This window comes from Pseudomonas sp. DWRC2-2, assembly GCF_049897885.1.
Taxonomy (GTDB): Bacteria; Pseudomonadota; Gammaproteobacteria; order Pseudomonadales; family Pseudomonadaceae; genus Aquipseudomonas; species Aquipseudomonas azotoformans_A.
Genome location: NZ_JAFCXD010000006.1, coordinates 118,101 through 133,343 on the forward strand (window position 1 = coordinate 118,101; position 15,243 = coordinate 133,343).

Annotated in this window: 17 protein-coding genes; 7 read left to right on the top strand and 10 right to left on the bottom strand. The window is 60.7% G+C overall.

What is annotated here, in order from left to right:
- Window positions 1-37: 37 nt before the first annotated feature.
- Entirely contained in the window at window positions 38-835 is a 798-nt protein-coding gene (locus ACP7EW_RS24405; RefSeq protein WP_426220436.1) for an AraC family transcriptional regulator, read from the bottom strand.
- Between the two features lie 107 nt (window positions 836-942).
- On the opposite strand from ACP7EW_RS24405, the gene ACP7EW_RS24410 reads away from it, so the two are divergent.
- The 5 genes from ACP7EW_RS24410 (at window position 943) to ACP7EW_RS24430 (ending at window position 6,158) form a co-directional block, all read left to right on the top strand.
- Complete coding sequence (locus ACP7EW_RS24410) at window positions 943-1,728, top strand: crotonase/enoyl-CoA hydratase family protein (protein WP_016977256.1); 786 nt, start codon at window positions 943-945, stop codon at window positions 1,726-1,728.
- 80 nt (window positions 1,729-1,808) lie between these two features.
- Window positions 1,809-2,768, top strand: a complete 960-nt coding sequence (locus ACP7EW_RS24415; protein ID WP_033901590.1) for a diiron oxygenase — start codon at window positions 1,809-1,811, stop codon at window positions 2,766-2,768.
- Between the two features lie 45 nt (window positions 2,769-2,813).
- Window positions 2,814-4,718: an asparagine synthase (glutamine-hydrolyzing) gene (gene asnB / locus ACP7EW_RS24420; RefSeq protein ID WP_033901591.1), complete on the top strand. Its 1,905-nt coding sequence runs from the start codon at window positions 2,814-2,816 to the stop codon at window positions 4,716-4,718.
- A 53-nt stretch (window positions 4,719-4,771) separates the two neighbouring features.
- Window positions 4,772-5,674, top strand: coding sequence for an EamA family transporter (locus ACP7EW_RS24425; protein ID WP_033901593.1), 903 nt, complete (start codon window positions 4,772-4,774; stop codon window positions 5,672-5,674).
- An 82-nt stretch (window positions 5,675-5,756) separates the two neighbouring features.
- Complete coding sequence (locus ACP7EW_RS24430; protein WP_426220439.1) at window positions 5,757-6,158, top strand: RidA family protein; 402 nt, start codon at window positions 5,757-5,759, stop codon at window positions 6,156-6,158.
- Here ACP7EW_RS24430 and ACP7EW_RS24435 read toward each other — a convergent pair.
- The 3 genes from ACP7EW_RS24435 to ACP7EW_RS24445 are packed head-to-tail and all read right to left on the bottom strand — an operon-like array spanning window position 6,148 to window position 7,740.
- The gene (locus tag ACP7EW_RS24435; RefSeq protein WP_426220441.1) at window positions 6,148-7,044 is read right to left on the bottom strand and encodes a LysR family transcriptional regulator; all 897 of its coding nucleotides are present in this window, start codon (window positions 7,042-7,044) and stop codon (window positions 6,148-6,150) included. The genes ACP7EW_RS24430 and ACP7EW_RS24435 overlap by 11 nt on opposite strands.
- 32 nt (window positions 7,045-7,076) lie before the next feature.
- The gene (locus ACP7EW_RS24440; RefSeq protein ID WP_177076812.1) at window positions 7,077-7,382 is read right to left on the bottom strand and encodes an XRE family transcriptional regulator; all 306 of its coding nucleotides are present in this window, start codon (window positions 7,380-7,382) and stop codon (window positions 7,077-7,079) included.
- A complete protein-coding gene (locus tag ACP7EW_RS24445) occupies window positions 7,375-7,740 on the bottom strand; it encodes a type II toxin-antitoxin system RelE/ParE family toxin (protein ID WP_426220443.1) in 366 nt (121 codons plus the stop codon). Before ACP7EW_RS24445 ends, ACP7EW_RS24440 begins: the two co-directional genes overlap by 8 nt.
- Before the next feature lie 243 nt (window positions 7,741-7,983).
- On the opposite strand from ACP7EW_RS24445, the gene ACP7EW_RS24450 reads away from it, so the two are divergent.
- Together ACP7EW_RS24450 and ACP7EW_RS24455 are read left to right on the top strand one after the other, a co-directional pair.
- Window positions 7,984-9,792 carry a monovalent cation:proton antiporter-2 (CPA2) family protein gene (locus tag ACP7EW_RS24450; RefSeq protein ID WP_426220445.1) on the top strand — a complete coding sequence of 603 codons (1,809 nt, stop codon included), beginning with the start codon at window positions 7,984-7,986 and terminating at the stop codon, window positions 9,790-9,792.
- Between the two features lie 72 nt (window positions 9,793-9,864).
- Window positions 9,865-10,419 carry a hypothetical protein gene (locus ACP7EW_RS24455; protein ID WP_426220447.1) on the top strand — a complete coding sequence of 185 codons (555 nt, stop codon included), beginning with the start codon at window positions 9,865-9,867 and terminating at the stop codon, window positions 10,417-10,419.
- A gap of 11 nt (window positions 10,420-10,430) precedes the next feature.
- On the opposite strand, the gene ACP7EW_RS24460 is transcribed toward ACP7EW_RS24455, so the two are convergent.
- The 6 genes from ACP7EW_RS24460 to ACP7EW_RS24485 all read right to left on the bottom strand — a co-directional run bounded on the left by ACP7EW_RS24460 (window position 10,431) and on the right by ACP7EW_RS24485 (window position 15,224).
- Complete coding sequence (locus ACP7EW_RS24460) at window positions 10,431-11,150, bottom strand: alpha/beta hydrolase (RefSeq protein WP_033901601.1); 720 nt, start codon at window positions 11,148-11,150, stop codon at window positions 10,431-10,433.
- A gap of 11 nt (window positions 11,151-11,161) precedes the next feature.
- Window positions 11,162-11,917 (bottom strand): precorrin-6A synthase (deacetylating), encoded by a 756-nt coding sequence (gene cobF, locus ACP7EW_RS24465; RefSeq protein WP_177110808.1) that lies wholly within the window; start codon window positions 11,915-11,917, stop codon window positions 11,162-11,164.
- A gap of 45 nt (window positions 11,918-11,962) precedes the next feature.
- Window positions 11,963-12,517, bottom strand: coding sequence for a histidine phosphatase family protein (locus tag ACP7EW_RS24470; protein WP_426220450.1), 555 nt, complete (start codon window positions 12,515-12,517; stop codon window positions 11,963-11,965).
- 287 nt (window positions 12,518-12,804) lie between these two features.
- Complete coding sequence (locus ACP7EW_RS24475) at window positions 12,805-13,782, bottom strand: LysR family transcriptional regulator (protein ID WP_426220452.1); 978 nt, start codon at window positions 13,780-13,782, stop codon at window positions 12,805-12,807.
- A gap of 51 nt (window positions 13,783-13,833) precedes the next feature.
- The gene (locus tag ACP7EW_RS24480; protein ID WP_426220454.1) at window positions 13,834-14,775 is read right to left on the bottom strand and encodes a peptidylprolyl isomerase; all 942 of its coding nucleotides are present in this window, start codon (window positions 14,773-14,775) and stop codon (window positions 13,834-13,836) included.
- Entirely contained in the window at window positions 14,772-15,224 is a 453-nt protein-coding gene (locus tag ACP7EW_RS24485; RefSeq protein WP_426220456.1) for a YbjN domain-containing protein, read from the bottom strand. Before ACP7EW_RS24485 ends, ACP7EW_RS24480 begins: the two co-directional genes overlap by 4 nt.
- Between the last annotated feature and the right edge of the window lie 19 nt (window positions 15,225-15,243).

Here is a 15,243-nt window from a genome sequence, read left to right on the forward strand (position 1 = left end):
CTGGGGGAAAAGGCACTGCATTGGCCTCTTCGTCCTTTCAAAACAGGGAGGCGGCCTTGGACTTGGCCAGGTAGCGCGCCGGTGAATCACCCAGGTTGCGGCGAAACACTGAGGTGAACGCGCTGGAACTGCTGAACCCCAACTCGAACGCCACATCGGTGATGGACGAGCCATGACTGAGCCGCGCCGTCGCCTCCAACAGGCACACCTGCTGGCGCCAGGACACAAAGGTCATGCCGGTGCATTCACGAAAGTTACGGGTAAAGGTGCGCCGGCTCATGCTCGACCAGTCGGCCATCTCGCCGATGGAGATCTTCTGCGTCGGCGCCTCTAGAAAGCGCTGACAAGAACGGGCCAGACGCGCTTCGGAAGGCAACGGCGCACTGAGGGGCAACTCGGGCATGGCGCCGATTTCATCGATCAACAGGGTCAGCACGCAGCAGTCGCGCACGCTTGGCGACGCCGATGGCCCAACCGCCAGTGCCGCTTCCAGAAGATGGCGCAACAGTGGCGAGACGCCAAACACCTGGCAATAGTCCTGCAACCCTGCGCGCTGAGCGGCGTCGTCGTCCAGATAGGTATTGAGCATCACCACATCGCCGCGCATGTGCATCTCGTGGGACACCCCGCCTGGCACCCAGATCGCCCGCTGAGGCGGCACGACCCAATTGCCGAGGTCGGTGAACATTTTCAGCGCACCGGTGGACGCATAAGCGAACTGCCCGCGCCGGTGGGTATGCCGTGGAAACACCGTGCCGGACGGGTACTCGCGCAGCGTCACCACCGCTTCGGGGCTGTCGGGTTCGTAAGGGGAATAGAGGAAGGTCGGAGGCATGGCCCGATTTTGTCAAAGTATGACCTGACATAGCAAGCGGGCCACTACTCTGCCACCTAGAATCGTCGCTCCCCAAGTTGGGTTCATATCGAAGGGATATTCGGAAAATGAGTGTCAAAAACTACTTGGACGTACGAGTAGACGGCGCCGTTCTGATGGTGGGTCTCAACCGCCCGCAGAAACGAAACGCCATGTCTCTGGAAGTCATGCACGAACTGCGCGATACCTTTACCAACATGCCTGAAGGCATTGGTGCCGCCGTGCTCTACAGCACCAGCCAACATTTCTGCACGGGGCTGGATCTGTCGGAAATCCGCGACCAGTCGGTGATCGATAACGTCCAGGCCTTCCGCGAATGGCACAAGACCTTCGAACTGATCCAGTTCGGCAAGGTGCCCGTCGTCGCCGCCATTACCGGTGCCGCCATCGGTGGTGGCCTGGAGATCGCCACCGCTTGCAGCCTGCGCGTGGTGGATGACAGCGCCTTCTTCTCGCTGCCCGAAGCCATGCGCGGCCTGTATGTGGGTGTCGGTGCCTCGGTCCGCTTCCCACGCATCGCCGGCATCGCACTGATGACCGACATGATGCTCACCGGCCGCACGCTCTACGCCAAGGAAAGCTATGAGCGCGGCGTGGCCCAGTACCTGGTGCCGGTCGGCCAGGCGGTGCTCAAGGCCACCGAGTTGGCGCACAAGATCGCCGGCAACCTGCCCATGACCAACTACGCAGTGACCCACGTGCTGCCGCGTATTGTCGATCAAAGCCAGCAGGACGGCCTGATGACGGAAGCCTTGATTGCCGCCGTGGTGTCTTCCGACATCCGCACACAGGATCGCCTGGCGGACTTTCTGGATCGCAAGAAAGACAAGATCCAAACCGCGCCAGCGGTGTAACTCCCGGTCGTGAACGTTGCCGAGCACACCTCGGCAAACCATGGATGGCCTTCACAACTCACTATCAACCCGGTGAAACCATGTTTCAGCACAGCACTCAAGACGATCTTTATCGCAGCAATGACGCGACCGATGAACGATTGATCAAAATCGAACGCAGCTGGCACAAACGCGCACAGATCAAGCTCGATTCCCAGCGCCCGGATATCCAGCTTGACCTGCAGGCGCCGGACTTTCTCGAGGCCCTGTTACCTTTCGCCCATGATCCGCATTACCAGCAATACCCCCACGCCCTGAAGCTGCTGATCCTGTCGGCCGGCTGGGTGATCTACAACCAGAAAACCATCGCCATCGAAACCGAAATCATCTGCCCGTCCTGCATCGACCTGCTGCAGCTCGGCTCACGCCTGAGCTCCGCCAGCGCCGCGACGATTTCCGAAACCCTGGCGGATGAGGCTTATCACACGCTGTTTTCGATCAACATGTGTGAACTAGCCATCACTCAGCGCGGCATGCGCATCAAATGGCCGGAACTGGAACTGACCCGCCACCTGAGCCAGGCCCAGGCCACCCTGTCCGAGGCGGATTTCAAGATCTACCGCCTGGCCTTCTCGCTGGTCTCGGAGACGTTTATCAGCGACTACCTGGCCGACCTCAGCGACGCGCCAGACATCCAGCCGGTGTTCCGCCACGTGGTGGCCCTGCACAAAAAAGACGAACTGGTGCACAAGCACATCTTCCCGCTGTTCGTACAACAGGTGGTCGGTGACTTCACCGCGCAGCAAACCGCCCTGTTCACTCGCGGCATCGCCAACTCGATCCGGATCTTCCCGATGCGCGAGATTTCGGCGTGGCGAATCATCCTGCCGCAACTGCTCGAAGTGTTCGGCGATCAATCGCTGCTGCTACCGACTCAATTTACCGAGACCGGCGAAGCGGACTACTCGGCCATGCCCGAGATCCTCAGCTCCATTGGCATACACCCCGAAGCGGTGCTGCCCGAGCTGCCAGTGATGAGCGAACCGGCCACCACCGTTTAAAACCAGCGTGCCGCTGACCAATACAAATTCAATAGAGTAATTGTCATGTGTGGATACATTGGCGTCTTTGCCAAACAACCTCGTGCGTTCAACCCGAACATGTTCGATGCCGCGCTGCGTGCAATCCATCATCGCGGCCCGGACAGCTCGAGCCAGTGGTTCGACCCCAACGGCCAGGCCGCCTTTGGTTATGTGCGCCTGGGCCTGGTCGGCCTGGGTAACGGCACCCAGCCTATCGTGGCCGACGAAGGCGATCTGGTGATGATGGTCAACGGCGAGTTCTATGACTATCAACGCATCCGCGCCGAACTGGAAAGCTACGGATGCCGCTTCAAGACCTCGTCCGACAGCGAAATCGCCATGCACCTGTACCGTCGCCATGGCGTACGTGGCCTCAAGCAACTGCGCGGCGAGTTCACCATCCTGATCTTCGATCGCCTGCGCAAAAAGCTGTTTGCCGTGCGTGACCGGGTTGGCGTCAAGCCGCTGTACTACACCGAGCATGAAGGTGCCTGGTACTTCGCCTCCGAAATCAAAGCCTTGCTCGCCGCTGGCGTGCCCGCGCAGTGGGACCACGAAGCCTACGCCAATCGCGGCTTTATCCTGCGTGACCGTACCGTCTTCAACAACATTCGCAGCGTGAAACCGGGTTGCTGGATCATCGCCGATGAAAGCGGCCTGCAAACCGAACAGTACTGGGACTGGGACTTCCCGGATGCCCAAGACACCGAACAGCGCAGCGAAGCCGAGATGATCGAGTCCCTGCGCAGCACCATCGAAGAGTCCGTGCGCCTGCGCCTGCATGCCGATGTACCGGTCGGCGTGTGCCTCAGTGGCGGCCTCGACTCCTCGGCCATGCTGGGGATTGCCACCGAGCTGACGGGTCAGCCATTGCAGGCATTCCACTTGTCCTTCGAAGGCGAGCAGGCCTACGACGAGCGCCAATTCGCTGAAGTTGCCGCCCGACACAACCGTGCTCACCTCAACGTGCTGTCGGTGAACTCTTCCGACATGGCGGATAACTTCGAAAATGCCCTGTGGCACGCCGAAATGCCCTTCGCCAACGCTCACAGCGTGGCCAAGTATCTGCTGTGCAAATACGTGCAGAACCAGGGCATGCGCGCCGTACTCACGGGTGAAGGTGCCGACGAAGTCTTCGGCGGCTACCCGCACTACCGTCGTGACATGGTGTTGTACAACCACGAAAACCAGGACCCGACGGCGATTGCCGAACTGACCCGGCGCCTGCATGCCGGCGAAGATCGCTACCTGCCCGGCGGCAAGAATGATGTGAAATGGGTGCAGGACGAACTGGGCCACGGCGTGTCCTGGCTGCAAACCCAGTCGGCGTTGTTCGGCCCCCTGGCGCAGTTGTACAGCGATGACTTCCGTGAGCGTTTCAGCAACACCGATGCCTATCGTGAGTTCTACGACCGCCTGAGCCCACGGGCGCTAAACGGCTGGGAACCGGTCAACCGATCGCTGTACATGGTGGCTAAATCCAGCCTGCCCAACGTGGTGCTCACCTCCCTGGGCGACCGCATGGAAATGGCCGGCAGCCTGGAAGGTCGTCCACCGCTGCTCGATCACCAAGTGATCGAGGCGGCGTGCCGCTTGCCGGTGAACATGAAAGTGCGCGGCGCCACCGAGAAATACGCCTTGCGCGAAGCCATGCGCCCTTACGTGCCGCAGGCCGTGTTGGACCGCAAAAAGCAATATTTCCGCGCTCCACCGGCATCCGAAAGCCCGCAATCGAAGCTGTATGAAATGATCAACGATGTGTTGAGCGGCCCGGCATTGCACAACGTGCCGTTCTTCGACCCGCGTAAAGTACGCGCCTTGCTGGCAACCTTGCCAAGCCTGTCCACCGCACAGCGCGCCTCGGCAGATAACCTGCTGATGGAAATCGCCGGGCTGTGCCTGATGCAAAAACGCTTCGCCTTGAATTGACTTCCCGGCGGCACCTCGCGATTGCGGTGTGCCGCCTGACCCAAGGAGGGTCCATGCTGAAAAAACATCTGTCTCTTGCCGTGCTCGTCACCCTGGTATGGGGGGTCAATTTCCCCATCACCAAGCTCGGCCTGCGTGCCATCGACCCGTTTGTACTCACGGGTATCCGCTTTGCCCTCGCCGCCCTGCCGCTGGTGTTCTTTATCAAACGTCCCGCCGTCAAGTTCAGCTACGTGGCCGCCTATGGCTTCATCTTCGGGCTGGGCATGTGGGGCGTGATCAACTATGGCATCCAAGTGGGCGTGAGCCCCGGTATCGCCTCGTTGATTATCCAGCTCAGCGTGTTCTTCACCATGGGCTGGGGCTTTTTGCTGTTCAAGGAAAAGATCCGTGGCGCGCAGATGCTCGGCGCCGTGCTGGCCTTGATCGGCCTGGCGGGGATCATCTCGACCCAGGAAGGCAACCATGCGGTGCTGGGCGTCATGCTGATCGTGCTCAGCGCGGTGGCCTGGAGCGTCGGCAACGTGATCATCAAGAAATCCGGGGTCAAGGAGATCTTCTCGTTCATGGTGTGGGCCAGCCTGATCCCGCCGATCCCGCTGTTCCTCACGGCCTGGTTGATGCACGGCAGCGCCGCGTTCGAAGGTTTGCAGGCCAGCCTCGACCTGACGGCGGTTTTGTCGATCCTGTTCCAGGTGTACCTGGCCACGCACTTCGCCTACTGGGGCTGGAACTCGTTGCTCAAGCTGTACCCGGTGTCCACCGTGGCGCCGCTGTCGTTGCTGATTCCGGTATTCGGCATCACCAGTTCGATGCTGATTCTGGATGAGCGCATTTCCACGCCGAACCTGATCTCGATCGGGATCATCATCGTCGGGTTGGCGGTGGGGCTGTACCGCAGGCCAGCCAACCTCGCGCCCGTGGAATCGCAGCCGATTGTCCACATGGATAGATAGTCATGGCATAAATTCGGGATTTTGTTCGTGTATTGAGTGCTTTAGCCTGGATCCAGTCCTGTACTGAACCGAAGGAAATACCATGAGCACGCCTGAATTTTTTGTCACTCCCGGCTACGGCGATTACATGCGCGAGCACCTGCATTACTCGCAAGCGGTAAAAGTCGGTAATCGCGTGGAAACCTCAGGCCAAGGGGGCTGGGACGATGAGTTCCAGATCCCCGCCGACCTGGCCGACGAGATCGCTCAGGCGTTCCACAACCTGGAACGCACCCTCGCAACTGCCGGCGCCAGTTGGGAGCACGTGATTCACGTCAACTCCTACCACGTCGGTGGTTTCCCGCCCGAGGTCAACGAGGCGATGGTCAAGAACTACCGCCAGTACATGCCCCAGCATGCGCCGATCTGGACGCAAGTCGGCGTAGAGGCCCTGGGCCTGCCGACCATGCGGGTGGAAATCCGCGTGACCGCGATCATTCCCTGACCCCGAACCTGCGAATCACCCACTCGACAAATACCTTGAGCCGCGCGCTCTGGTGGCGATTGGGTGGATAGAGGATGTGCAGCGGCGTAGCCGGACGCGACCACTGCGGCAACACACTGACCAATTGACCGTTGTCCACGTAGTACTGAACGATGGCTTTGAAATGCTGCCCGACGCCCAGGCCGGCGAGCAGCATTTCCTTGAGGCCGTTGCCTTCATTGGTGGAATAGGCGCAATCGCCCACTTCGATGCGCCTGTCGCCCTGTTCGAAAATCAGTGGCTCCGCTTTACCAGATCCGGCAAAAAAATAGCCGGCCTTGAGGTGGTTGAGCGCCAGATCCTCCGGGGAACCCGGCACACCTCGGCGCTCCAGGTAATCAGGGGCCGCGCAGGTCAAATATTCCAGGTCGGTCACCTTGCGCCCGATCATCGCCATGTCATCCAGCTTGCCGGCACGGATCACGCAATCCACACCCTCCCCCACAATGTTCACCGCGCGATCACTGATACCCAAGGCGATGGTGATATCGGGATACTCGCGATGAAAATCCACCAGCGCCGGAATCAGCAGGCAATTGGCAAACGACGCCGGTGCATCGACCCGCAGATGCCCGCGGGGCTTGAGGACTTGCCCGCGAATGGCACTGTCCACTTCGTCCAACTCTGCGACCAGGCGCCGGGCGTGTTGGTAATATTCCAACCCCTCGGACGTGGGCGCCATAGCTCGCGTGGTGCGGTGCATCAGCTTGATGCCCAGATGTTTCTCAAGGTCGGTGATCAGCTTGCTCACGGTGGAGCGCGGCAGTGCCAACTGGTCGGATGCACGACTGAATGAGCTGGTTTCGACGACGCGAACAAAGGCGCGCATGGCGAGAAGTTGGTTCACAAGGATGACCTTCTGGATAGCTACAAGCGCTTTCAGTAAGCAAAGTTGTCGATCTTGACCTGGCCATCGGGAAACGTCGCAATAATCTCCAACTCGCCGCCCATCGCGCGGATATAGTCGCGCAACGTGCTGATGTACATGTCGGTTCGCCGCTCCATCTTGGAGACGGCCGCCTGGTTGATGTTCAGTGCTTTCGCCAGACTCGCCTGGCTCAGCTGCTGAGCTTTGCGCAACTCATGCAGTGGCATTTCCTGCAGGTGCTGCTGGAACAACAGCTTGGCTTCGGCACGGGACTCCGGTGTCATGCGCGCTTGCAGTTCAGCGAATTTCTTAGCCATGTTTACGGCCCTCTTTACGCAAAGTGTCCAAATGCACGTCATACAGCTTTTCAGCCAACGGGACGTGTTCCTCATACCATCGATGCCGTCCTGTCTTGTCACCACCGATCAGCAACACCGCGCATCGTCGTGGATCAAAGGCATACGACACTCGAAATGGCCGCCCTGCATGCTGTATGCGCAGTTCCCGCAGGTTGCCATGCCGGGATCCCTTGATATCGCTGCTGTGGGGAAAGCCCAGTCCGGGCCCGAAAAGCCCCAGTAAATCAACGCTGGCGGAAACGGAAATTTGTTCCTTTGTTCCCAGGTCATCCCACCAGTCTCCGAATTCATCCGTGTATTCAACGTCCCAGCTCATGAAAATATGCCATCCAAGGAATATAAACTCAAGAGCCTAAAACTAGAGGATGAAGTGCTAGGGCTTCCACCCGTGGGCGCTGGGAAATTGTTTGTACATCCTTCGGATAGAAGACCAGAGCACTCAGCACCTTATAAATCGCCGCGTTATCGCACCCATGCGCAGCAAAAACACAATTATCGAAATGTAAAAAGCGCTCTAATACCCCCCTGTTGATTAGTTTTAAAGATCTTGGAGTTCGCAATGCCCCATGAAAGCAACCTGTTACAAGCAGCCGTGGTGTTCCTGCTCGCCGCCGTGCTGACCGTGCCCCTGGCCAAGCGCCTGCAACTGGGCGCGGTGCTGGGCTATCTGTTCGCTGGCGTGATCATCGGGCCGTCGGTGCTCGGTTTGGTGGGCAACCCGCAAAGCGTCGCGCAATTTTCCGAATTGGGCGTGGTGTTGCTGCTGTTCATCATTGGCCTGGAACTGTCACCCAAGCGTTTATGGGTGATGCGTAAGGCGGTATTTGGCGTCGGCCTCGCGCAGGTGCTGCTCACGGGCCTGGTGATGGGCGTGGTGGCGTTGTGGCTGTTTGGCCAGTCGTGGAACAGTGCGATCGTGCTCGGTCTGGGCCTGGCGCTGTCGTCCACCGCGTTTGGCCTGCAAAGCCTGGCCGAGCGCAAGGAGCTGAACCAGCCCCACGGCCGCCTGGCCTTTGCGATATTGCTGTTTCAGGACATCGCCGCGATCCCGCTGATCGCCATGGTGCCGTTGCTGGCCGGCAGCGATCACCCGACCACCGAAGCGCAGGGCCTGCAACATGTGTTGCAGATTCTCGGCAGCATTGCCGTGGTGATCATCGGCGGCCGTTACCTGTTGCGACCGGTGTTCCGCATCGTCGCCAAGACCGGCCTGCGCGAAGTATCCACCGCCACCGCACTGTTGGTGGTGATTGGCACGGCCTGGTTGATGGAGCTGGTGGGCGTGTCCATGGCCCTGGGCGCCTTCCTCGCCGGCCTGTTGCTGGCGGACTCGGAATACCGCCACGAACTGGAATCCCAGATTGAACCGTTCAAGGGCCTCCTGCTGGGCCTGTTCTTCATCAGCGTGGGCATGGGCGCCAACCTCAGCCTGTTGCTCAGCTCACCGCTGGTGGTGATCGGCCTGACGTTGCTGCTGATCGGCTTGAAGCTGCCCTTGCTCTACGCCGTAGGCCGGCTGGTGGGCGACCTCAATCGCGAAAGCGCCCTGCGCCTGGGCGTGGTGCTGGCGGCGGGTGGTGAATTCGCCTTCGTGGTGTTCAAGATCGGCCGCGACCAAGGCCTGTTCGAACCACATCTGTACGACATCCTGGTCCTGACCATCACCCTCTCCATGGCCGTAACACCGCTGCTGTTGCTGGTGTGCCCGAAGCTGTTCAAGCCCAAGGTCAAGCCGGTGGAAATCCCCGAGGAATACCGCACCATCGAAAGCGACGCGCCCCGCGTGGTTATCGCTGGCATGGGCCGTATGGGCCAGATCGTCGCGCGGATCCTGCGTGCGCAGAACATCTCGTTCATTGCCCTGGACACCTCGGTGGAAACCATCGAACTGACCCGCAGCTTCGGCGGCATGCCGGTGTTCTACGGCGACCCGCAACGCCCCGAGATCCTGCACGCGGCCAAAGTCGACCAGGCGGAGTTCTTCGTGATCGCCATGGACGACCCGGAGATCAACATCAAGACCGCCGAACTGGTGCGCAACCTCTACCCGCACATGAAGATCATCGCCCGCGCACGTAACCGCCAACACGTGCATCGCCTGGTGGACCTCGACGCGTCACCGATTCGCGAGACCTTCTACTCCAGCCTGGAAATGAGCCGCCGCACGTTGGTAGGCCTCGGTTTGAGCCAGGCCCAGGCCGACGCGCGCATCACCCGCTTCAAGAACCACGACCTGCAAGTGCTGGCCGCACAACACGCGGTGTACGACGACGCCGCCAAAGTGATGCAAACCGCCCAGGAAGCCCGGGCAGAACTGGCGCGGCTATTTGAGATGGACCGACTTGAGGAAGAGTCCGACAAGGTATGAGGCTACGGGTGAACGATTTTGCGAAAATTCTGACAGAATACGGCGCAATTTCGTTCACCCCTGGAGCGCTTCATGGCCACTTTCACCAAGACCGCCGTCCTGCTGGCCCTCGCGTTGGCCGCTGGCAGCGCATTCGCCGCTTCCAAGCCGACCACGCAAACCATCTCCACCTTGGGTGGCAAGTTCACCTTCAACCTGCCCAAGGCCTACGCCGCCGACACCCTGCCGGCTGGCAAGGCCGAGGATGGCACCGCTGACACCCAGGGTACGATGTATGCCAACCAGACCACGAAAAGTGTGGTGATCGTCGCCGAAACCGTGCGTAACGACGGGGTAACCATCGGCGATAACGACGCGCAATTCCTTGATGGCGCCGTAGCCGGGTTCGTCAAGGACCAGAGCGCAGCGCTGCCTGACTTCAAGAAACAGAGCGAGAAAAAACTGACGTTCAAGGGCCTGGGCCTGCGCCAGATGGACAGCACCGCCACCCAAGGCGGCGGCAAAACGCTGAACTCCACGTTCCTCGGTGGTTCGGGTAATCACCTGCTGGTGATCCAGGCGATTTCGCGGGCGGATGATGCCAAGGGGCATGCGGCGTTGGTGAAGCAGATTACCGGCGGCAAATAACCCTACGGCGGTCAGTTCAGGCTCTTTTCCAACCAGGCTTTCAGGTCCTGCACTTCCGCCTCGCTGATGGTATGCGGCATGCCGGGGTACCCATGGAACTCCGGCTGCAACCCCAACCCCGTCAGCACCTCATTGGCCCGCGTCCCCGACGCATACGGCAGCGCCTGGTCCAAGGTGCCATGGCCGATAAAGATCGCCAGCTTGCCCAATGACGCATCCTGCTTCAGCTCAGCCTTGAGCACCGGTAACACGCTGCCGCTCAATGCCGCAATGCCACGCAGCAGCTCCGGCCGGCGCAGGCCCACCTCGTAGGACATGATCGCGCCCTGGCTAAAACCCACCAGGAACACTCGATCCGGCTGGGTGTGATATTTGGCGGTGGCTTTGCCGACAAACTCTTCGATCAGCTTCGCACTGCGTTGCAGGTCGGCGGTTTCGCCGTCGTAATCGCCGTCACCGGGCGTCTTGGTAAACCAGCGATAGCCGTGCGGGTCCACCGGCATAGGTGCACGGGCCGACAGGTACGTCCAGGTAGAGGGCAGCGCGTCCTTGATGCCGAACAAGTCCTCCTCGTTACTGCCAAACCCGTGCAGGAAAATCACCAGCGGCTGGTTGCGCGCGTCGCCCTGGGTTTGTTCCAGATACGACAACGGCAAATCGGTGTGCAGCGTGTCGTCGGCATGGGCGGTGCCGGCCACGAGGGTGAGTGCCAAGGCAAACAGTTTGAGCATGGGACGTTACCTCAAGGTTTGCGTAACAGATAAGTGTCCATGATCCAGCCATTTTCCAGGCGCGCGGCCTTGCGCACCCGTTCGATTTCTTCTGCGACTTCACTGACTTTGCCGCTGATCAGGATCTCGTCCGGTGTGCCCAGGTAGGCGCCCCAGTAGATGTCCAGGTCTTGGTCCGCCACGCTGCGGTAGGAGTCTTCGGCGTCGAGCATCACCACCAACGTGTCGGCATCACTCGCCTGCCCCGCCGCCAAACGGCGCCCGGTAGTGATCTCGATGGACTTGCCGATACGGTTAAGCGGCACTTTGTGCTGGGCCGCCAGGGCCTGCACGCTGGTGATGCCAGGGATCACTTCGAACTCGAACTCACTGCGACCGCTGGCAAGAATCGCCTGCAAGATGCGAATGGTGCTGTCGTACAGCGCTGGATCACCCCAGGCGAGGAAAGCGCCCACTTCACCGTCAGCCATTTCTTCGTTGATCATGCGTTCGAAGGTCTGCTGCTTGTCGCGGTTGAGGTCCTGCACGGCGGTGGTGTAGTCGATCTCGCCGCGCACACGCTCGGGGCAATCGGCCTCGACGAAACGGTAGCCGGGCTCGGTGATGTAGGTCTCGCAGATCTCGCGACGCAGGTCGATCAACTTGTCTTTGCTCTGGCCCTTGTCCATCAGGAAAAACACGTCGGTGCGGTTGAGCGCCTTCACGGCCTGCATCGTGATGTAGTCAGGGTTGCCGGCGCCAATGCCGATGATCAGGATGCGTTTCATGGGTTGCTCTCATTGCGGGGCGTGGATTTTGCCATGTTCACGTGCCTAGGCGTGAGCTTCCAGGCGCAGGCGCCAGACATTGTTGAAGCGCAGCTCGGTGGCGGACAGCGGTTCGACGTCGATCCGGTAGAACATCGACAGCGGAAACTGCATGGCGTGCCACATCGCGGCACGGATCACAAAGGGATGGGTGATGGCCACGACATGGCCGGGCTGGAATTCGAGGGTTTTCATCCACTCACCTACCCGCTGGCAGATCTGCTCCACCGACTCGCCACCGTGGGGCGCGCACGTGGCGTCGGTGAGCCAGGTGTTCAACTGGTCACTCTCCAGTTGACCAATGTCCTGGCCCCTCCACCGCCCGAAATCGCCGTCGCGCAGCGCGGCGTCGATTACCCCGTCAGCGCCGAACAAGCCTGCCGTCTGCCGAGCCCTGGCCTCCGGACCACATAACAGTCGCCGGGTTTTCTTGTAGCGATCAGCCAGCGACAACGCCTTGCCCTGCCAATCCATCGCCAACGCCTCGTCATCGGGAAAACGCCCCTGTTTTTGCAGAGGCGTGACGGCATGGCAAATGAGCGTCAAACGAGTGGTGTGCATCGCAGAGTGCTTGAGACCAAGAAGATAAGGCTCCAAGACTGGCGCAGTTAGCGCTGGGGCGCAACGCCTTGTGCCAGATAGAGCACCTGTGACAGTTGTTTTTTGTGGCGAGCGGGCTTGCCCCGCATTGGGCTGCGCAGCAGCCCCAGTGAAGGCACCGAGGTATTCCTGAAAGAACTCTGCGTCGGGTTTTGGGGCTGCTGCGCAGCCCAATGCGGGACAAGCCCGCTCGTCACAGTAGAATTGGGTGGGTTAATAGAAGTCTGTATAGATTGACATCGAAACCGTCAGTCAAACCACTCGCGCCGTCCCTCAAACGTGCCGATGATCAACTCCACAATCATCCGCACCGCCTCCACATCCTCCACCTGCGCATTCACCGCCAGCCACACCTGCCGCTGCATGCTCTCGCCCAACAACCCCGGCAACGCCACCAGGCCCCGGTCAAAACTGCTCATGTAATGCGGCAGCAACCCAATGCACGCCCCACAACGGATCATCTCCAACATCAACGAATACGCGTGCACCTGCACCACCGCCGCCAGACGCTGCTGCACCACCTGATTCCACGGCTGCAACGCGCCCACCTGCGCATCAGGTTGCCACTGCACCAGCATGTAGTCGTCAAGGTCTTCCACGCTGTCCGGCCGTGTGGTCAACCGCGAATAACGCTTGGCGATATGCGGCAAGTACTGCAAGCGTGCCAGGGCCTGTGGCGGCTCGGTAGCGAAGCTCGGGCCAGGCACCGGGCCGTCGGCGTCCGACAGCCACAGCACCACATCCACATCCACCGCTTGCAGCGACAACTGGCTGTCGATGGAGATGATCTCCAGGCGCACGCTGGCATTGCGCCGCAGCAAGGCGATCAGGTCACGGCCAAGGATGTCGTGCAGGATCGGCTCGGCCACTGCCAGCCGAATCAACGGCTGCTCCGTAACCGGCAACCGCCGTTCATGGGCCAGGGCAATCAATTGGGCTTGCAACTGCTGACCATCGCGACTGAGCACCAAACCACTGCCCTGGTAACTGAACAGCGAATGCCGCAGATGCTCTTCAAGCTGCGCCAGGCGCTTGCGTAACAGCGTTGCCTTGATATTCAGGCTGCGCGCCGCCTGCATGAAGCAGCCGCAGCGCGCACTCACCAGAAAGTAGCGCGCCACCTCCGGGTCGATCTCCTGGGCCAGGGCCAGCCAGCTACTGCGCCCCTCGGTCGGGGCGCGATAAGAGGACGGCCCCTGGGGGGCGGACGGTTCTAGAAATGCCATGGGAGACTCCCTGTCTTGTCTGTCTGTGCATCCAATGCGGGTTGACGCGGGTTACTCCAGCACCTTGTTCAACTCGGCGCCGTCGATACTCAGGGTTGCGGTGTTAAGCATGCCTTCGAGGTAGGCCTTGGCGATCTGTTCCTGGCGCTGGGCACGCAGGGCCTGGGTCAGGCGCTCGCGCAGTTCGTCGAGGGTCGCGCTGCGCGCCGGTTGCTGGCCGGTGAGCTTGAGTACATGAAACCCCGCCGCGCTCTGCACCACGTCCGACACGGCGCCGACCTTGAGGCGTGACACGACACTGCGGACTTCCGGCACCAGCTGTTGCAAAGGCTGCATGCCGGAGTCGCCACCGCGTGCAGCGGAGTCGGTGTCCTGGGAAAACTGTGTGGCCAGGGCGGCGAAATCACCCGGCGCAGCCTGGACACGACGGCTCAGTTCCTGGGCCTGGCGGCGCACGTTGTCGACGGTTTGCGGGTCATTGGTCGCCAGGAAAATCTGGCTCACGCGGTACAACGGCGGTGTCACCCATTGCGCCTTGCCACTGTCGTAGGCCTGCTGCAACTCCGCCGCGCTGGGGTAATCGGCCGGCACCTGGCTGACCGAGAGCATGTAGTCGCGAAACACGATCTGCTCGGCGGCGGCGCGGGTCTGCTGCTCCACGTCCGGGCGCTGGCGCCAACCCTGGGCATCGGCTTGTTCGAGCACCGCCTTTTGCGCCAAGCGTGAACGAATCCAGGTTTCCAACGCGCCACGGTTGCCACGCAATTGCTCGCGGGATTCTGCAGGCAGGCTGGCCAGCACGGTTTTCAGTTCCGTCAGGTCGATCTGCTGATTGCCCAGGCGGGCCACCGCCGGGCCGGCCGATACCGGGTTGATCACCGGCGCCGGCTGCTGCGCCGCCACCGGGTCGCTGCCCGGCCGCAGGCTCAAGCCCACCGCCACCACCAACAAGGCCAGCGCACCCGCGCCGACCATCAGGGTTGGTTTCTTCACAATACCGGCACCTCGGCTTCAGCCTGCAACTGCGCGGCCTGCTGGCTGTATTCACGCAAGTAAACGATGAATTCCTGCAACAGACGGTCCCACAGCTCCAACTGGCTGCGCAGGTGCGTGGCGCCAACGCCGGCCACCACCACGTCCATTTCCATCAACAAGAATTCGCCCTGCACCGACAACCGCGCAAAACGTCGCGATGCGTTCCACACTTGGGCCAGACCTTCAGGCAATTCGCCCTGAATGCGCAGCGCGCAGCTGTAGGTGAAATCCACATACGTACCCTGCTCCGCCGCCGGGTTGCCAAAGCGCACGGCAAAACCGATGCCCTGGCTGGCGCTGAGCAATTGCACGATGCCATTTTGTTCAGTCTGGTTGACCCGGTAACCGGCTTCCTGCAACAGCTCGGTGAGGCTCTGGGTGGTGACGCTGGTGATCAATTCACTCATGGTGATTTCTTCCCTGTCG

Coding starts and splice junctions, on each gene's coding strand:
- ACP7EW_RS24405 (WP_426220436.1), bottom strand. CDS start 835: ATGCCTCCGACCTTCCTCTATTCCCCTTACGAACCCGACAGCCCCGAA.
- ACP7EW_RS24410 (WP_016977256.1), top strand. CDS start 943: ATGAGTGTCAAAAACTACTTGGACGTACGAGTAGACGGCGCCGTTCTG.
- ACP7EW_RS24415 (WP_033901590.1), top strand. CDS start 1,809: ATGTTTCAGCACAGCACTCAAGACGATCTTTATCGCAGCAATGACGCG.
- asnB (WP_033901591.1), top strand. CDS start 2,814: ATGTGTGGATACATTGGCGTCTTTGCCAAACAACCTCGTGCGTTCAAC.
- ACP7EW_RS24425 (WP_033901593.1), top strand. CDS start 4,772: ATGCTGAAAAAACATCTGTCTCTTGCCGTGCTCGTCACCCTGGTATGG.
- ACP7EW_RS24430 (WP_426220439.1), top strand. CDS start 5,757: ATGAGCACGCCTGAATTTTTTGTCACTCCCGGCTACGGCGATTACATG.
- ACP7EW_RS24440 (WP_177076812.1), bottom strand. CDS start 7,382: ATGGCTAAGAAATTCGCTGAACTGCAAGCGCGCATGACACCGGAGTCC.
- ACP7EW_RS24445 (WP_426220443.1), bottom strand. CDS start 7,740: ATGAGCTGGGACGTTGAATACACGGATGAATTCGGAGACTGGTGGGAT.
- ACP7EW_RS24450 (WP_426220445.1), top strand. CDS start 7,984: ATGCCCCATGAAAGCAACCTGTTACAAGCAGCCGTGGTGTTCCTGCTC.
- ACP7EW_RS24455 (WP_426220447.1), top strand. CDS start 9,865: ATGGCCACTTTCACCAAGACCGCCGTCCTGCTGGCCCTCGCGTTGGCC.
- ACP7EW_RS24460 (WP_033901601.1), bottom strand. CDS start 11,150: ATGCTCAAACTGTTTGCCTTGGCACTCACCCTCGTGGCCGGCACCGCC.
- cobF (WP_177110808.1), bottom strand. CDS start 11,917: ATGAAACGCATCCTGATCATCGGCATTGGCGCCGGCAACCCTGACTAC.
- ACP7EW_RS24470 (WP_426220450.1), bottom strand. CDS start 12,517: ATGCACACCACTCGTTTGACGCTCATTTGCCATGCCGTCACGCCTCTG.
- ACP7EW_RS24475 (WP_426220452.1), bottom strand. CDS start 13,782: ATGGCATTTCTAGAACCGTCCGCCCCCCAGGGGCCGTCCTCTTATCGC.
- ACP7EW_RS24485 (WP_426220456.1), bottom strand. CDS start 15,224: ATGAGTGAATTGATCACCAGCGTCACCACCCAGAGCCTCACCGAGCTG.